A 15,833-nucleotide genomic window follows, 5' to 3' on the forward strand; every position below is an offset into this window, starting at 1 on the left:
CCGTCCACCGCCGCGGGACGGGCGGGGGTGGCGGGGCGCGTGGGAAGATGGCAGGGCTGGTGGCGACGATCTCCGGGCGGTTCCTGGTGACCGAGCATGGTGAACAAGCGGCATGAGCGGCGCGAGGCCGCCGGGCCCGGGCGAGCCGACGGTCCGGAGGCCCTGCTGATGGTGCCGATCGCCACCGCCCTGATCGAGGCCGACGGCCGGATCCTGCACTGGAGCAGCGACGCCGAGGCCCTGCTCGGCTACTCCGCCGAGGAGGCGATCGGCGAGCGGGCCGCGCAGCTGCTGGCCTCCGACGAGCGCCGGCCCGAGGTGCTGGAGCTGTTCCAGCAGATCCTGGACGGCCGCGGCTGGTCCGGGGTCTTCCCGGTGCGCCACCGCGACGGGCACCACGTCAACCTGGAGTTCCGCACCCATCCGATCACCGGTCCCGGTGGCAGCCCCCTGGTGCTGGCGGTGGCGTCGGACGTGACGACGCTGCGCCGGATCCAGGCGGACCTGGCGGTGCTGGACGGCTTCTTCACCCAGGCCCCGGTCGGCATGAGCGTGTACGACACCCGGCTGGCCTTCGTGCGGCTCAACGAGGCGCTGGCGCGGATCAACGGGCTGTCGGTGGAGGAGCACCTCGGGCACCGGCTGACCGAGCTGCTGCCCGGAATCAACGGCGCGGAGAGCGAGGGCGTGATGCGCCGGGTGCTGGAGACCGGCGAGCCGGTGGTGGACGTCCGCTCGCACGGCCGCACGCCGGGCGACCCGACGCACGACCACGCCTGGTCGGCCTCCTACTTCCGGCTGGAGGACCAGGGCGGCCGGATACTCGGGGTGAGTTCCACGGTGGTCGATGTCACCGAGCGCTTCCAGGCCGAGACCAGGGCCGCCCGCGCGCAGGAGCGGCTCGCCCTGCTGGCCGAGGCCACCGCCTCCATCGGCACCACCCTGGACCTGCGGCAGACCGCCCGGGAGCTGGCCGACGCGATGGTGCCCAAGGTGGCCGACATCAGCGGCGTCTTCGCCCTGGAGGCGCTGGCCGCCGGCCGCGGCGTCGAGCCGCCGGACCCCGCCGCCCCGCAGCAGGTGCGCCGGCTGGCGCTGGCCACCGCCGACCCGCTCTACCCGGCGGAGGCGCTGCCGGTGGACGCGGTCTACGAGCTGGCGCCGGACTCCCCGTACGCGCGGGCGCTGGCCACCGGGCGCACGGTGGTGGTGCCGTCCTGGGAGCTGCCGCCGCTGAGCGAGGCGATCACCGAGAGCGGCCGGCAGGCGTACCTCGGCGACCGTCCGCGCTCGGTGCGGATCACCCCGCTGGTGGCGCGCGGCACGACGCTCGGCATGATCGTCTACTCCCGGCGCGGTGAACGGGAGTCCTTCGCCGAGGCGGACATCACGCTCGGCGACGAGCTGGCCTCCCGGGCCGCGGTGGCCATCGACAACGCCCGGCTGTACCTGCGCCAGCACCAGACGGTGCTGGCCCGCCAGCAGGCGCTGCGCGAGGCGAAGGCGGCGCAGGAGCGGCTGGCGCTGGTGAACACGGCCTCCGCCCGGATCGGCACCACGCTCGACCTCGCCCAGACCGCCCAGGAGTTGGCCGCGGTGGCGACGCCCCGGCTGGCCGACACGGTGGTCGTCGAGGTGCTGGACGACCTGGTGCGCGGGGAGCGCGAGGCCCGCCCGTCGGCCGACGGTTCGGCGGTGCTGCGGCGGATGGCCTTCCACTCGGCGCGGCACTCGACGCTGCGCCCGATCGACCGGGGCGGCGGTGTGCACCGCTTCATCGCCTCCTCCCCCTACGCCTGGGCGCTCACCCACCGCGCGCCGGTGCTGGTGCCGCGGATGGACGCGGCCGGGCGGGCCTGGTTCCGGGACGATCCGGTGCGCGCGGCGGCGGCGCGCGAGCAGAACGTCCAGTCGTTCATGGTGGTGCCGCTGATCGCGCGCGGGTCGCCGGTCGGCGTGGCCGCGTTCTACCGGACCGTGCCGGACCATCCGTACGAGGACGACGACCTCGCGCTGGCCGGGGAGTTGGCGGTGCGGGCGGCCGTGTCGATCGACAACGCGCTGCTGTTCACCCGGGAGCGGGACGCGGCGGCCGCCCGGCAGCGGGCGCTGGACGAGGCGTGGGCCGCGCAGCAGCGGCTGCTGCTGCTCAACGAGGCGTCCGGACGGATCGGCACCACGCTCGATCTGTACCGCACCGCCGAGGAGTTGGTCGAGATGGTGATCCCGCGGTTCGCCGACTTCGTCACCGTCGACCTGCGCGCCACCGTGCTCGACGGCGAGGACCCGGCGCCGGTGCCGCCGGACGGCTCGGTGCTGATGCGGGCGGTGGCGGTCGGCGAGCTGGACGAGGAGGGGTACATGGCGGGCGCGGCCGACGCGATCGGGGAGACCTCGCAGTCGGCGCCGGTGTACGCGCAGAGCCTGCGCACCGGCCGGTCGATCCTGGTCTCGGAGGTGGACGAGGCGGCGCTGCGCCGGATCGTGGCCTCGCCGGACCGGATCCAGCCGAGTCTGGAGGCCGGGGTGCACTCGTATCTGATGGTGCCGCTGCTGGCGCGCGGGCTGGTGCTGGGCGGTGCGGAGTTCATCCGCTCCCGCAACGCGCTGCCGTTCGGTCCGGCGGACCGCGCGCTGGCCGAGGAGCTGGTCGCGCGCACCGCGCTGGCGATCGACAACGGTCGGCTCTACCGGCGGGAGCGGGAGACCGCGCTCACCCTGCAGCGCAGTCTGCTGCCGCAGGAGATCCACCGCACGGTGGGTCTGGAGCTCGCCTACCGGTACCTGCCGAGCAGTGTGGTCAGCGAGGTCGGCGGCGACTGGTTCGACGTGGTGCCGCTCTCCTCGGGGCGGGTCGCGCTGGTGGTCGGCGACGTGATGGGCCACGGCATCCGGGCCGCCGCGACGATGGGCCAGCTGCGCACTGTGGCACGGACGTTGATCACCCTGGAGATCGCGCCCGACCGGGTGCTGCAGCGGCTGGACGAGGCCACCACGGCACTCGGCGAGGGCCAGTTCGCGACCTGTGTCTGCGTGGTGTACGACCCGGTCGGCCGGCGCTGCACCGCGGCCTGCGCGGGCCATCTGCCGCCGGTGGTGGCGGACACCGAGGGCCACGCCCAGCTGGTCGAGCTGCCGCCCGGCGCGCCGCTCGGGGTCGGCGGAGTCCCGTTCGAGAGCGTCGAGTTCACCCTCCCCGAGGAGGGCATCCTGACCGTGTACACCGACGGCCTGGTCGAGCGGCGCGGCCGTGACCTGGACGAGGGGCTGCGGCTGCTCTGCCGCACCGTCGCCGAGCGGCGCGGTTCGCTGGAGCAGACCTGTGACGCGGTGCTCTCCGAACTCACCGGGCGCACCAGCGAGGACGACATCGCCGTCATCATGGCGCAGGCCCGGCCGGCCGGTTCGGACCTGATCGCCACCCTGCCGCTCGGCGACGACCACGCGATGGTCGCCCACTCGCGCCGTTTCGCCCGGGAGACGCTCGTCGAGTGGGGCCTGGGCGCGCTCGCCGACTGGGCCGAGCTGCTCACCAGCGAGCTGATCACCAACGCCCTGGTGCACGCCGGGTCGCCCACTCAGCTGCGGTTGTTCTGCGACCGCACGCTGACCGTGGAGGTGGCGGACCGGGACGCCGCGACGCCGCGGATCCGGCAGGCCCGCGAGGAGGACGAGGGCGGGCGGGGCATCCATCTGGTGAACGAGCTCGCGCACCGCTGGGGCAGCCGGCGGACGCCGGAGGGGAAGGTGGTCTGGTTCGAGCTGGAGCTGCCGCCGGGGACGGCGGGCCGGTAGCGCCGCACGGGTGTCAGAGCAGCTCGCGCATCCGGCGGATCGGGCTCGCGAGCAGGATGGCGGGGCCGGCCGCGCCGCTGAGCGCGAACAGGAGCAGGGCGGTGCGCGGTCCCCAGGCGGAGGCGGCGGCGCCGGCGGTGAGCGCGCCGACCGGGATCGCGCCCCAGGAGACGAAGCGGACGGTGGCCGCCACCCGGGGCAGCAGCTCCGGCGGGGTCCGGGTCTGGCGGTGGGTCCTGGCCACGATGCCGGTGACCACGACGCCGGCGGAGAACCCGGCGTTGCCGGCGGCGAAGACCAGTGTCCCCCAGCCGGCGCCGGCCGCGGGGAGCAGCAGGGGGAAGGCGGCCGCGGTCACCGCCGCCCGGCACAGGGCGCGGCCGCCGCCGATCCGGGCGACCACCCGGGGTGTGAGGGCGGCGCCGATCAGGCTGCCGAGGCCGCCGGTGGCCATCAGGGCGCCGACGGCGGCGGCCGGTGCGTCGAGGGTGCGGACCAGGAACAGCGGGGTGAGTGTCATCAGCCCGCCGGAGACGAAGTTCACCGCGGCGGCGTAGGCGGCGGCCGGCCGGAGCACCCGGTGGCGGGTGACGTACCGCCAGCCCTCGCGGATCTGTGCGCGCATGCCGGCTCCGGCCGGCCGCGCGGTGGCCGGCGCGCCGGCCGGCCGCACGCTGAACAGCAGGGCGGCCGAGACCAGGTAGCTGACCGCGTCCAGCAGTATCGCCGTGGCGCCGCCGACGAGTTGCACCAGTGCCCCGCCGAGGGACGGGCCGGCCAGCTCGGTGGCCGCGGAGCTGCCGGAGAGCAGGCTGTTGCGGGCGGTCAGCTCCTCCTTGGCGACGATCGAGGGCAGCACGGTGGAGATGCCCACGTCGAAGACGACGCTCGCCAGGCCCACCACCAGGGCCACCGCCACGAGGTGGGGTAGTCCCAGTGTTCCGAGCGCGGCGGCCGTCGGCACCGAGGCGACGGCGGCCCCGCGGATCAGGTCCATCGCCACCTGGGTGCCGCGCAGTGGCAGCCGCTGGACCAGGACGCCGGCGGGCAGGCCGATCAGCAGCCAGGCGGCGTAGCCGGCGCCGGTGATCAGGCCGACGTCGAGCGCCGAGGCGTGCAGGGTGACGACGGCGACCAGCGGCAGGGCGACCGCGTTCACCTGGTCCCCGATCCGGCTGACCGTCGAGGCGGTCCAGTAGCGCCAGAACACCCCGGCGGTTCTGCCGCCGGGGCCCGCGCCGGGCCGCTGCGCGTACGCCGGCGCGCCCGCCCCCGCCTGCGCGCCCGTCGTCCTCGTGTCCGCCGTCCCGGTCGACACACCCGCCCCTTGATCAGTGAGTCTCTTTTAGGAACTCACTATAATCGGCGGTCATGCGGCACACGGAAGCGGCGGACGCCGACTGCGCGATCTCCCAGGCCCTGGCCGTGGTCGGGGACACCTGGGCGCTGCTCCTGATCAGGGACGTCGCCGGCGGCACCCACCAGTTCGACGCCCTGCAGCACGGGCTCGGCATCAGCCGGAAGGTGCTCACCCAGCGCCTCAAGGCCCTGGTCGCCGACGACGTCCTGGAGAAGCGCCTCTACCACCCGCACCCGCCGCGCTACGAGTACCACCTGACCGAGGCCGGACGCGGCCTGCTGCCGGTGCTGGTCGCCCTGCAGGGCTGGGGCGGGCGCTACGTCCTCGGCGACGGCTCGCTCTCCGGCACCAGCACCGCCGACTCCGCCGAGACCCGCCGGGTGCTCGCCCTGACCGGCCGCCGGCTGCCGCCGCTGGAGCTCACCTCCGCCTCCGGCGAGCCGGTCGACCCGGTCGCCGCGGACCGCGCCTGGACGGTGCTCCACTGCTTCCCCGGCGCCTACCGGCCCGGCGGCCCGGACCACCCCCCGGGCTGGAACGACATCCCGGGCACGGGCGACCGCACCCTGGACGCCCCCGCCTACCGCGACCGCCTGGCCGAGTTCACCGCCCGCGGCGCCGCCGTCCACGGCGTCAGCACCCAGCGCCCGGACCAGCTGGCGGCCTTCGCCGCGCGGGCGCGGATCCCCTTCGCCCTGCTGTCCGACATCGGCCTCGACCTCGCCGCCGCCCTGCGCCTGCCCACCTTCCGGGCCGGCGGCATCGAGCACCTCAAGCGGCTCACCCTCGTCCTCGACGCCACCCGCACCATCAGGGGCGTCCGCTACCCCGTCAGCGACCCACCCGGCTCCGCCGCCGACGCCCTCGCCCTCCTCGACGGACTGACGGCGGGCTAGGCCCGCTCCCAGGAGGCCGGTTCCGTCCAGGCCGTCAGCGTCCGGCGGCTCTCGAAGCGGCGCGGGCGGCCGGTCAGCGGGTCGGTGAACTCCACCGCCGCGGCGAGCAGCTGGAGCGGGCGGCGGAAGTCGTCCGGGGCCGCCTCCGGCAGCACCACCGGGTACACCGGGTCGCCCAGGATCGGCAGGCCCAGGCCGCTCATGTGCAGCCGCAGCTGGTGCGTACGGCCGGTCGAGGGCCGCAGCAGGTAGCGGCCCAGCCCGCCGCGCCGTTCCACCAGCTCGATCCGGCTCTCGCTGTTCGGCGCCTCGTCGAGTTCGTGCGCGGCGATCCGCCCGCGCTCCTTCACGATGTGGCTGCGCACCGTGCGGGGCAGCTCCACCGCCGGGTCGTACGCCGCCACCGCCTGGTACTCCTTGCGGACCAGCCGGTCGCGGAACAGCGTCTGGTACGCCCCCCGGTCCTGCGGCCGGACCACGAACATCGCCAGCCCCGCCGTCAGCCGGTCCAGGCGGTGCGCCGGGCTGAGCGCGGGCAGCGCCAGCGCATGCCGCAGCCGGGAGAGCGCCGTCTCCACGACGTGCCGCCCGCGCGGGGTGGTGGCCAGGAAGTGCGGCTTGTCGACGACCACCAGGTGCTCGTCGCGGTGCAGCACCTCCAGCTCGAACGGGACCGGCACCTCGGGCGGCAGCTCCCGGTAGAACCACAGGTGCGCCCCCGGCCGGAACGGCTCCGCCGCCCCGACGGCCCGCCCGTCCTCGCCGACCACCCCGCCGTCGAGCAGCAGCGCGTCCACGTGCTGCGCGGCGACCGCCGGCAGCCGCTCCAGCAGGTACGCCCGCACCGTCTCCCACGGCCCGCCCGTCACGGGCAGTCGCAGGTGCACCGGATCCACCCCGAACCGCTGCGGAAGCGGCGAGGCCGGCGCCGTACTCCTACGTCTCATCTCGCCCGCCACCCTACGTCCTCACCACCACCCCGGATCACGGCCCGGCTCGCCCCCCACACCGGCCGGCCGCCGACGACGCCGGGCTCGACGCGTCCGAGGCCCGCCACGGGCCGGCCCTGCCCGCCGCCTGCGCGCCCGGTGGCGCCTGCCCGGGGTGCCCGCGAACGAGTGGCCGCCCGGCGGGTTCGCCCCGGGGCCCTCCCGCACGCCCTGGAGACCCGTGCGGTCCGGCTGCTCGTCGCCTGGCAGGAGGGGCCGCCGGCCGCGGACGAGCCCCGCTTCCACTCCGCGCTCCCGCCGATCGCCTCCGACGGCGGCGGTGACGGGACGGTCGTCGACCTGCGGCCGGGCGAAGGCTGCGGCGCCGTCCTGGCCCGGGACCACCAGACGTGGCTGCCGCACGTGCCGCGACGGGGGTCGGTGACGGCGATGCCGCGCGACACCCTCCGGGCACCGGAGTCCGGCACCCCGGCCCTGCCCGGCCATGGGCGCGCTCGGCGGCCGGGAGCGGCCCCGCCTCGCCCGGGTCGGCGCCGACCGCGAGACGGACGGGGAGCCGGCCCCGGCCTGACCGACGCGTCCCCGGGATGCCGGTGGGGCGGGGGGCGGTGGAGAGTGGACGGGAGGCGGGTCGGTCGGAGGTGAGGGCGTGGCCGTGGGCGGCGAGGGGCCCGGGGACGGCGGGGTGCCGCTGCCGCCGCTGCCCCGGCGGACCCGGCTGCTGCTGTACGGCGCCTTCCTGCTGCTCATCGGCGCCGTCCTGGCCGACCTGTTCACCGGGCCGCGCACGACCCTCTCCCCCGTCCTCGCGGTCGCGCCGGTGCTGGTCGGGGCGACCACCCGGCGGGCCCGGGTGCCGCTCGCCACCGGGGCCGCCGCCATCGTGGTGGCCGGGCTGCTGGAGGAGGGCAACACCCATCTGCCCGGCTCCGTCCACCTCGCCTCGCTGATCACCATCACCGCCGCGACCCTCGCCAGCACCGCCAACGTGGTGCTGATCGCGGCCCGGGAACGTGAGCTGTTCCAGGTGCGGACCGTCGCCGAGGCCGCCCAGCGGGCCCTGCTGCGCCCGCCGCCCGAGCGGGCCGGGCCGCTGCGGATCGCCGTCCGGTACGTCGCGGCCGCCGCCGAGGCGCGGATCGGCGGCGACCTGTACGAGGTGGCCGACACGCCGTACGGGATCCGGATCCTGCTCGGGGACGTCCAGGGCCACGGCCTGCCGGCCGTCGAGACGGCGGCGGACGTCCTCGGCGCCTTCCGCACCGCCGCCCGCACCGAACCCGACCTCGCCCGGCTCGCCGAACGGCTCGACGCCGCCGTGGCCGACCGCCCGGCCGACGGGCGGTTCGTGACCGCGCTGCTGCTCGGCGTGGACCGCGACGGCGCCGCCCGGCTGGTGAACTGCGGCCACCCGCACCCCCTGCTGCGCCGCGCCGACGGCGTCACCGAACTCGCCCCCGCCCGGCACGCCCCGCCGCTGGGCCTGCTCGGCCTGGTCGGCGACGGCGGCTACCGCGCCGAGCCCGTCGACCCGCGCCCCGGCGACCTGCTGCTCCTCTACACCGACGGCGTCTCCGAGGCCCGCAACCCGGCGGACGTCTTCTACCCCCTCGCCGCCCGCCTCCCCCGCCTGCCCGCCGCCACCCCGGACGAGCTGCTGGACGCCCTGCTCGCCGACCTCGCCGCCTGGGTCTCCCCCACCGGCCTCGCCGACGACGCGGCCGCCCTGGCGATCCGCTGGGAGCACTGAGGCGGGCGGCCACCCCGGCGGACGCCGGACAGCCGGCGGTCGCCGCCTGCCGGGGTTTCCCCCACCCCGCGTGCCACGATGATGCGATCAGTGCACGAGCGGCGCCGGAGGGTGACGGATGGGCAGGGTGTCCACACGGAGCACGGCCGCGGCGGCGCACGGGCTCGACGCGGTGGTCCGCCGGCTGCGGGCGATCGGGGCCGGACTGCCGCCCGCCGACGGGGTGGCGGTGTTCAACCGGATGTACCTGACCGTCACGGAGACCGTCCGGGCACGGCTGGCCGGGTTCGCGGACCCGGCCGCGATGGCCGTGCTGGACACCGTGTTCGCCGGCCGCTACCTGCGGGCCGTGGACGCGGTCGCGGCGCGGCGGTGCCCGCCCGCCTGCTGGCGGCCGCTGTTCGAGCTGCGGGCGCACCCGGACGTGCATCCGGTCCAGTTCGCGCTGGCCGGGATGAACGCCCACATCCAGCACGACCTGCCGCTCGCCGTCGTCGACACCTGCCGGCGGCTCGGGCGGGAGCCGGAGCGGCTCGCGGGCGACTACCGCCGGATCAACGACCTGCTGGCGGGGGTGGAGACGGCCGTGCGGGAGCAGCTGATGCCGGGGCCGGACGTGCTGGAGCGGTTCGAGCCGCTGACCCACCGGCTCGGCGCGTGGTCGGTCGACACCGCCCGGGACGCCGCCTGGGGCTCGGTGCGGGTGCTCTGGGAGCTGCGCGGGCGGCCCTCGGCGGCCGCGGCGTACGGCTCGGCGCTGGACGGCGCGGTCGGGATGCTCGGCCGGGCCCTGCTGCTGCCGCTGGGGCTCGGAACGGCCGCGGCCGGCCCGTTCCCCGGCGCGGGGAGCGGGCCGGCCGCGGCCGGCGAGGGGGCTCAGGCCCAGCTGGAGTGCAGCGGCTTGCCCTCGGCGTAGCCGGCCGCGCTCTGGATGCCGACCACGGCCTTCTCGTGGAACTCCTCCAGGGTGGCCGCGCCCGCGTAGGTGCAGGAGCTGCGCACGCCCGCGACGATGGAGTCGATGAGGTCCTCGACGCCCGGGCGGGCCGGGTCGAGGAACATCCGGGAGTGCGAGATGCCCTCCTCGAACAGCGCCTTGCGGGCCCGGTCGTACGCGGAGTCCTGCGCGGTGCGGTTGCTCACGGCCCGCTTGGAGGCCATGCCGAAGGACTCCTTGTACTGCCGGCCGTCGGCGGTGGTCTGCAGGTCGCCGGGCGACTCGTAGGTGCCGGCGAACCAGGAGCCGATCATCACATTGGACGCGCCGGCGGCCAGCGCCATGGCGACGTCACGCGGGTGCCGCACGCCGCCGTCGGCCCAGACGTGCTTGCCCAGCCGGCGGGCCTCGGCGGCGCACTCCAGAACGGCCGAGAACTGCGGTCGGCCGACGCCGGTCATCATCCGGGTGGTGCACATCGCGCCGGGGCCGACGCCGACCTTCAGGATGTCGGCGCCCGCCTCGACCAGGTCGCGCACGCCGGCCGCCGAGACGACGTTGCCCGCGACGACCGGGACCTGCGGGTCCAGGCCGCGCACGGCGCGCAGCGCGGTGATCATCGACTCCTGGTGGCCGTGCGCGGTGTCCACGACCAGCGCGTCGGCGCCGGCCTCCAGCAGGGCCTTGGCCTTGCCCGCGACATCGCCGTTGATGCCGACGGTGGCGGCGACCCGCAGCTTGCCGGCGGCGTCCACGGCCGGGGTGTAGAGGGTGGCGCGCAGCGCGTTCTTGCGGGTCAGGATGCCGACCAGGCGGCCCTCGCGGTCCACCACGGGGGCGAGCCTGCGGTGCGCCTCGCTCAGCTTGTCGAAGGCGTCGCGCGGGTCGATGTCCTCGTCGAGCAGCAGCAGTTCGCGGGACATCACGTCGGAGAGCGAGGTGAAGCGGTCGACGCCCTGGCAGTCGGAGTCGGTGACGACGCCGACCGGCCGGCCGTCCTCGACCACCACCAGCGCACCGTGGGCGCGCTTGGGCAGCAGCGAGAGCGCCTCGGCGACGGTGGCGCCGGGGTCGAGGGTGATGGCCGTGTCGTGCACCAGGTGGCGGCGCTTGACCCAGCCGACGACCTCGGCGATGACCTCGGTCGGGATGTCCTGGGGGATGGCGACCAGGCCGCCGCGGCGGGCGACGGTCTCGGCCATCCGGCGGCCGGCGATGGCGGTCATGTTGGCGACGACCAGCGGGATCGTGGTGCCGGTGCCGTCGTTGGAGGAGAGGTCGACGCCCTGGCGGGAGCCCACGGCGGATCGACTGGGGACCATGAAGACGTCGTCGTACGTCAGGTCGTACGAGGGCATGAGGTCGTTCAGGAAGCGCATGAAACGGGGCTCTCTGGCTGGGAGAAAATACACCTCGGGTGCGGGTGCGGCACGGCCGCAGGGCGCACTCGGGCGCCCCTGCACCCGGCGTTCGATTCTCCGGGAGCCGTTCGCCAAAAGCCAGTTCGACCACGATTGCTGGCGCTGTACACAAGCCATGATCGAAGCTCCGCGCGTAGACCTGGATGATCCTCCAATTCCCCGGCTTTTCGCCCCGGTCGGGGCCGCTCCCGTAGCATTCACGCGGTAAACGCGGCGAACGCCGTGATCGGCGAGGCGAGCGGGAAGCGGCAAGGGCATGACGGCGGCGGGCGTGGACATCGAGCAGGACAACGGCACCGGGACCGCCGAGGAGATCGACTACGGCCCCGGCCTCGACCCGGAGCGGCTGCGGCTCTGCCTGGAGGTGCTGGCCGAGCTGGACGAGCTGCACGTCGACCACCCGGACGCGATCACCGTCCGCCAGGCCGTCGGCGGCATATTCCGCACCCTGAAGCAGCGCCGCCGCCAGGAGACCCGGGCCCGCAAGACGGCCAACGACCGCGAGGTCACCGCGCGCACCGCGACCGGTGCCCCGACCCGGATCGACGACGAGACGGCCGGCGCCTTCGGCCTGACCACCGTCACCACCACCGAGATCGCCGGGATCCTGGAGCGCCCCCGCTCCTGCTACATCTGCAAGCAGCGCTACGTCGAGGTCGACGCGTTCTACCACAACCTCTGCCAGGACTGCGCGGTCAAGAACCGGGCCCGCCGCGACGCCCGCGCCGACCTCACCGGCAAGCGCGCGCTGCTGACCGGCGGCCGGGCCAAGATCGGCATGTACATCGCGCTGATGCTGCTGCGCGACGGCGCCCACACCACCATCACCACCCGCTTCCCCAACGACGCGATCCGCCGCTTCACCGCGATGCCGGACAGCGCCGAGTGGCTGCACCGGCTGAAGATCATCGGCATCGACCTGCGCGACCCGGCCCAGGTGATGGCGCTGGCCGACGAGGTCGCCGCGGACGGCCCGCTGGACATCCTGATCAACAACGCCGCGCAGACCGTGCGCCGCCCGCCGGAGTCCTACCGCGAGCTGGTCGCCGCCGAGTCCGCTCCGCTGCCGGCCGGCGAGCTGCCGCAGTCCACCACCATCGGCCGGTTCAACAGCGGCAGCGTCGATCTGCCCGCCCTGCCCCGCCAGGCCTCCGGCGACGGCGAGCGGATCTCCGCCGAGGACGTCACCTCGCTCGCGCTGGTCACCGGCTCGGCGACGCCCGAGCGGATCCAGGCCGGCACGGCGATCGACGCCGGCGGCCTGGTGCCCGACCTCGCGGACACCAACAGCTGGGTGCAGACCGTCAGCGAGGTCGGCCCGGTGGAGCTGCTGGAGGTCCAGCTCTGCAACTCCACCGCGCCGTTCATCCTGATCAGCCGGCTGCGCCCGGCGATGGCCGCCGCGGCGTCCCGGCGCAAGTACGTGGTCAACGTCTCCGCGATGGAGGGCGTCTTCCAGCGCGGGTACAAGGGTGCCGGCCACCCGCACACCAACATGGCCAAGGCCGCGCTGAACATGCTCACCCGCACCAGCGCGCAGGAGATGTTCCAGACCGACGGCATCCTGATGACCGCCGTCGACACCGGCTGGATCACCGACGAGCGCCCCCACCCGGACAAGATGCGGCTGGCCGACGAGGGCTTCCACGCCCCGCTCGACCTGGTCGACGGCGCGGCCCGGGTCTACGACCCGATCGTCCGCGGCGAGCAGGGCGAGGACCTCTACGGCTGCTTCCTGAAGGACTTCGAGCGCGCCGCCTGGTAACCCCGGCCGGCCCCATCTGACGGAGGAACCGCCATGACCACCGCACCCCTGCTCGGCGCCGGCGTGATCGTGCCCACCGGGGACGGCCGGGTGCTGATCGGCCGCCGCACCACCGCGGGCGAGCCGCCGACCTGGAGCCTGCCCGGCGGCAAGGTCGACCCCGGCGAGTCCTTCGAGCGGACGGCCGCGCGCGAACTGGCCGAGGAGACCGGGATCATGCTGCCCGCCGAGCGGATGCGGGTGCTCGCGGTGCTGCTCGACCACGAGCTGGGCCGCCCCCGGCTGACCGCCGCGGTGCTCGCCCCGCCGAGCCTGGCGCCCGCCGTGGTCACCGAGCCGCACGCGTGCGGCGGCTGGGAGCGCCTGCCGCTGGACGCGCTGCCGGAGCCGATGTTCTACCCGTCAGGACTGGTGCTCGCCAGCTGGCGCCCGGAGCTGCCCGTCGGCCGGCCCCGGACCGGGACTCACGCCTACCCGGTCGGCCGCTGACGAAGCCCCGGCGGGGCGCCGAAGCGCTCCGCCGGGGCCGCTCTCACCTCTTCCTCGCGGAACCCGTCATCAGAACTCGCTGGTGACGGTCACTCCGCTGAAGTCCTGCTGGGCGTACAGGCTGAAGAACACGTAGCCGGCGGGCGGGTTGGTGATGGTCAGGGTCTCGGAGTCGTCCGGCCCGGCCGACCGCGTGACGTACGCGTTGGTGTACGCCCAGCCGCCCCAGTGGTAGTAGAGGTCGGCGTTGCCGGTGCCTCCGCTGCTGGTCACCTTGATCTGCTTGGTGCCGGCCGGCACGTTGATGTAGAAGTGCGCGTAGTTGCCGGCGGTCGCCGAGACACCGGTGCGCACGCAGTTCTTGTCGAGCTGGCGGATGTCGCCGCTCTCGCACGCCTTGAACTGCGGGAACTCCGGTACGGTCGCGCAGGCACCGGCGGCGCAGGCGGTCAGCCAGCGGTCGAAGTCGGCGTCGTAGCGGGTGCCGATGGTGGTCTTGAGCAGGGCTCGGGAGCCTGCCCAGTCACCGGCGCGCCACTTGGCGAGGAGCGCGTCGACGTCGGAGCGGTGCTGCTCCAGCATGTAGCGGACGGCCAGGTAGCCCCACTGGTAGACGCGGTTCTGGTCGCCGTAGTCGGTGTCGAAGAGCTCGCTCAGCCGGTAGCTGTGCCGGGCCGCGGAGTCGATCGCGGCCTGGTTGACCAGCTTCTGGTAGGAGGTGGCGACGACCTCGGCGAGGCCCTCGGTCCACCAGACCAGCTTGCCGTCCCAGCCCTGCTGGAAGCTGCCCCAGAGGTTGAAGCGGGCGTCGAGGTAGTGGGTGTACTCGTGGTTGAGGTTGCGGATCTCGTAGCCCCCGGACCGCGACGGCTCCTCGTAGGCGAGGAAGCGGGCCTGGTTGCCGGCCCGGGAGGGCTCGCCCTCCAGGTAGATGCCGCCGTTGTTGGTGTCGGTGTTGAAGATCGCCCGGCCGAGCAGGACGTACTGGACATCGGAGTCGAAGGCGACGACCTCCAGGGCCGCGTTGTTGTCGTCGGCCACCGGGCCCTTGTCCCGGGACACCCCGTGGAAGAAGACGTCCTGGCCGTTCAGGCTGGCGCAGGCCGTGGCCAGCTGGGCCGCGGTCAGGTCCTGGCCGAGGATGCGCAGCGTCGGGCTGCAGGTGTGCCGGACCGGCAGGTAGGCGTCCTTGAACCGCTGCGGGTCGTCGCAGGTGCCGAAGTAGCCGCAGGCGCCGTTGTCGAACTTCTGGATGGAGGCCGCGGCGGCGGCACGCTGGGGCCAGTTCGGCCCGGTGATGCCGGCGGTGTCGACCAGGTTCTTCACCAACGGGCGGGACCGCGGGGCGATCTCCTCGAAGGCCGCGATCCGGGTCAGCTCGTCGATCGCCTGGTAGACGGTGAGGGAGTTGTTGCGGTCGGTGTCCAGCAGGTGCGACTTGGCGCGCAGGATGAAGCCGTTCAGCGCCTCGAGGACGCCCGGGTCGGCCAGGACGGCCTTCTTGAAGTCCGCGTCCTTGTCGTAGACGGCCCGGTACAGCACCTTGGAGAGCGGGTTGACCGCCCGCAGCAGGTTGGCCTTGTCCCAGGTCTCCGGCTGGTAGGCGTTCAGGACCTGCTTGACGACGTCGACGTAGTCACCGGGCTTGCGGGGCACGTCGGCCAGTATCGTCGCGTGCTCCAGCGGGACGGCGTTGGCCGTGGTGGCGTCGAGCGCGTGGGGGTTGGCGAAGAAGGTGTGGACGGCCGTCTTGATCTCGTCCGGCAGCTTGCCGTAGGGGCCGACCAGCTCCTTGTTGTCCCACTGCACCGCGTAGCCGGCCTGCACGTAGTACATCAGCTGCGAGATGTGGTCGCCGTCGTTGCCCTGGTAGGTGCGGGCACTCTCACGCAGCGCGTCGACGATGGTGAGCATCTGGGACTCGCGGAAGGCCCCGGCCGCGTACTCGGTCGGGATCCGGAACAGCCCGTCGACGCAGTCGTGGCTCGCCGCCTTGACGAGGCGGACCAGGGCCGCACCGGTCCGGGAGAAGGAAGCCGGGTTGCAGGCGGCGGCGTCCTCGGCCTCCGAGTCCGGACCGAACGACTTGGCGGAGGGCGCGGGGGCCTCGACCGGAGCGGACTCGGAGTCCTGGAAAGCGCGCAGGTCGGGAGCGCTGTTCTCCGGCTTCGTCGTCGCGCCGTGGTCGTGAGCCGAGAACTCGCTGTCGGCGCCGGGCGGCGGGAGGTCGCCGCGGTCGGTCGCGGGGGTGGCCGCGGGACTCGGGACGACGGGGGCGGCCTGGCTGCGCGGGGCGAACAGGCCGATCGTCAGAGCACAGGAAAGGACGAGCAGGAGAAGTCTTGCCAGTTGCGGGAGTCGCAAAAGGCGCACGGTACTCACGTGGGGGCCTCCGGGCCTGGTTCGGCCGTATTGGGGTACGGCCGGGTGGGGGTGAGGACCTATGGCGACGGCGTCGTGTGCTGGTCCG

10 protein-coding genes are annotated in these 15,833 nt (G+C 74.6%); 6 read left to right on the forward strand and 4 right to left on the reverse strand.

What is annotated here, in order from left to right; translation table 11 throughout:
- Positions 1–96: 96 nt before the first annotated feature.
- A complete protein-coding gene (locus ABTX81_RS02375; protein WP_350541052.1) occupies positions 97–3,795 on the forward strand; it encodes a SpoIIE family protein phosphatase in 3,699 nt (1,232 codons plus the stop codon).
- Between the two features lie 13 nt (positions 3,796–3,808).
- Here the strand turns inward: ABTX81_RS02375 and ABTX81_RS02380 are convergent, their stop codons facing one another.
- Positions 3,809–5,113, reverse strand: coding sequence for an MFS transporter (locus tag ABTX81_RS02380; RefSeq protein WP_350541053.1), 1,305 nt, complete (start codon positions 5,111–5,113; stop codon positions 3,809–3,811).
- A gap of 53 nt (positions 5,114–5,166) precedes the next feature.
- Between ABTX81_RS02380 and ABTX81_RS02385 the strand changes: the two genes are divergently transcribed.
- Positions 5,167–6,051, forward strand: coding sequence for a winged helix-turn-helix transcriptional regulator (locus tag ABTX81_RS02385; RefSeq protein ID WP_350541054.1), 885 nt, complete (start codon positions 5,167–5,169; stop codon positions 6,049–6,051).
- Here ABTX81_RS02385 and ABTX81_RS02390 read toward each other — a convergent pair.
- The gene (locus ABTX81_RS02390; RefSeq protein WP_350541055.1) at positions 6,048–6,998 is read right to left on the reverse strand and encodes a pseudouridine synthase; all 951 of its coding nucleotides are present in this window, start codon (positions 6,996–6,998) and stop codon (positions 6,048–6,050) included. The genes ABTX81_RS02385 and ABTX81_RS02390 overlap by 4 nt on opposite strands.
- Before the next feature lie 652 nt (positions 6,999–7,650).
- Here ABTX81_RS02390 and ABTX81_RS02395 point away from each other — a divergent pair.
- Positions 7,651–8,751 (forward strand): PP2C family protein-serine/threonine phosphatase, encoded by a 1,101-nt coding sequence (locus ABTX81_RS02395; RefSeq protein WP_350541056.1) that lies wholly within the window; start codon positions 7,651–7,653, stop codon positions 8,749–8,751.
- Positions 8,752–8,878: 127 nt separating this feature from the next.
- Positions 8,879–9,667 carry a DUF5995 family protein gene (locus ABTX81_RS02400; protein WP_350541057.1) on the forward strand — a complete coding sequence of 263 codons (789 nt, stop codon included), beginning with the start codon at positions 8,879–8,881 and terminating at the stop codon, positions 9,665–9,667.
- Here the strand turns inward: ABTX81_RS02400 and ABTX81_RS02405 are convergent.
- Positions 9,628–11,067, reverse strand: a complete 1,440-nt coding sequence (locus ABTX81_RS02405; protein WP_350541058.1) for a GuaB1 family IMP dehydrogenase-related protein — start codon at positions 11,065–11,067, stop codon at positions 9,628–9,630. The genes ABTX81_RS02400 and ABTX81_RS02405 overlap by 40 nt on opposite strands.
- 298 nt (positions 11,068–11,365) lie before the next feature.
- Between ABTX81_RS02405 and ABTX81_RS02410 the strand changes: the two genes are divergently transcribed.
- A complete protein-coding gene (locus ABTX81_RS02410; protein WP_350541059.1) occupies positions 11,366–12,874 on the forward strand; it encodes an SDR family NAD(P)-dependent oxidoreductase in 1,509 nt (502 codons plus the stop codon).
- Positions 12,875–12,907: 33 nt separating this feature from the next.
- Positions 12,908–13,363: a nucleotide triphosphate diphosphatase NUDT15 gene (locus ABTX81_RS02415; RefSeq protein ID WP_350541060.1), complete on the forward strand. Its 456-nt coding sequence runs from the start codon at positions 12,908–12,910 to the stop codon at positions 13,361–13,363.
- A 69-nt stretch (positions 13,364–13,432) separates the two neighbouring features.
- On the opposite strand, the gene ABTX81_RS02420 is transcribed toward ABTX81_RS02415, so the two are convergent.
- Positions 13,433–15,727, reverse strand: coding sequence for a M9 family metallopeptidase (locus tag ABTX81_RS02420; protein WP_350541061.1), 2,295 nt, complete (start codon positions 15,725–15,727; stop codon positions 13,433–13,435).
- Positions 15,728–15,833 lie beyond the last annotated feature (106 nt).

Origin of the sequence: Kitasatospora sp. NPDC097605 (assembly GCF_040302725.1) — a bacterium.
Lineage (GTDB): Bacteria > Actinomycetota > Actinomycetes > Streptomycetales > Streptomycetaceae > Kitasatospora.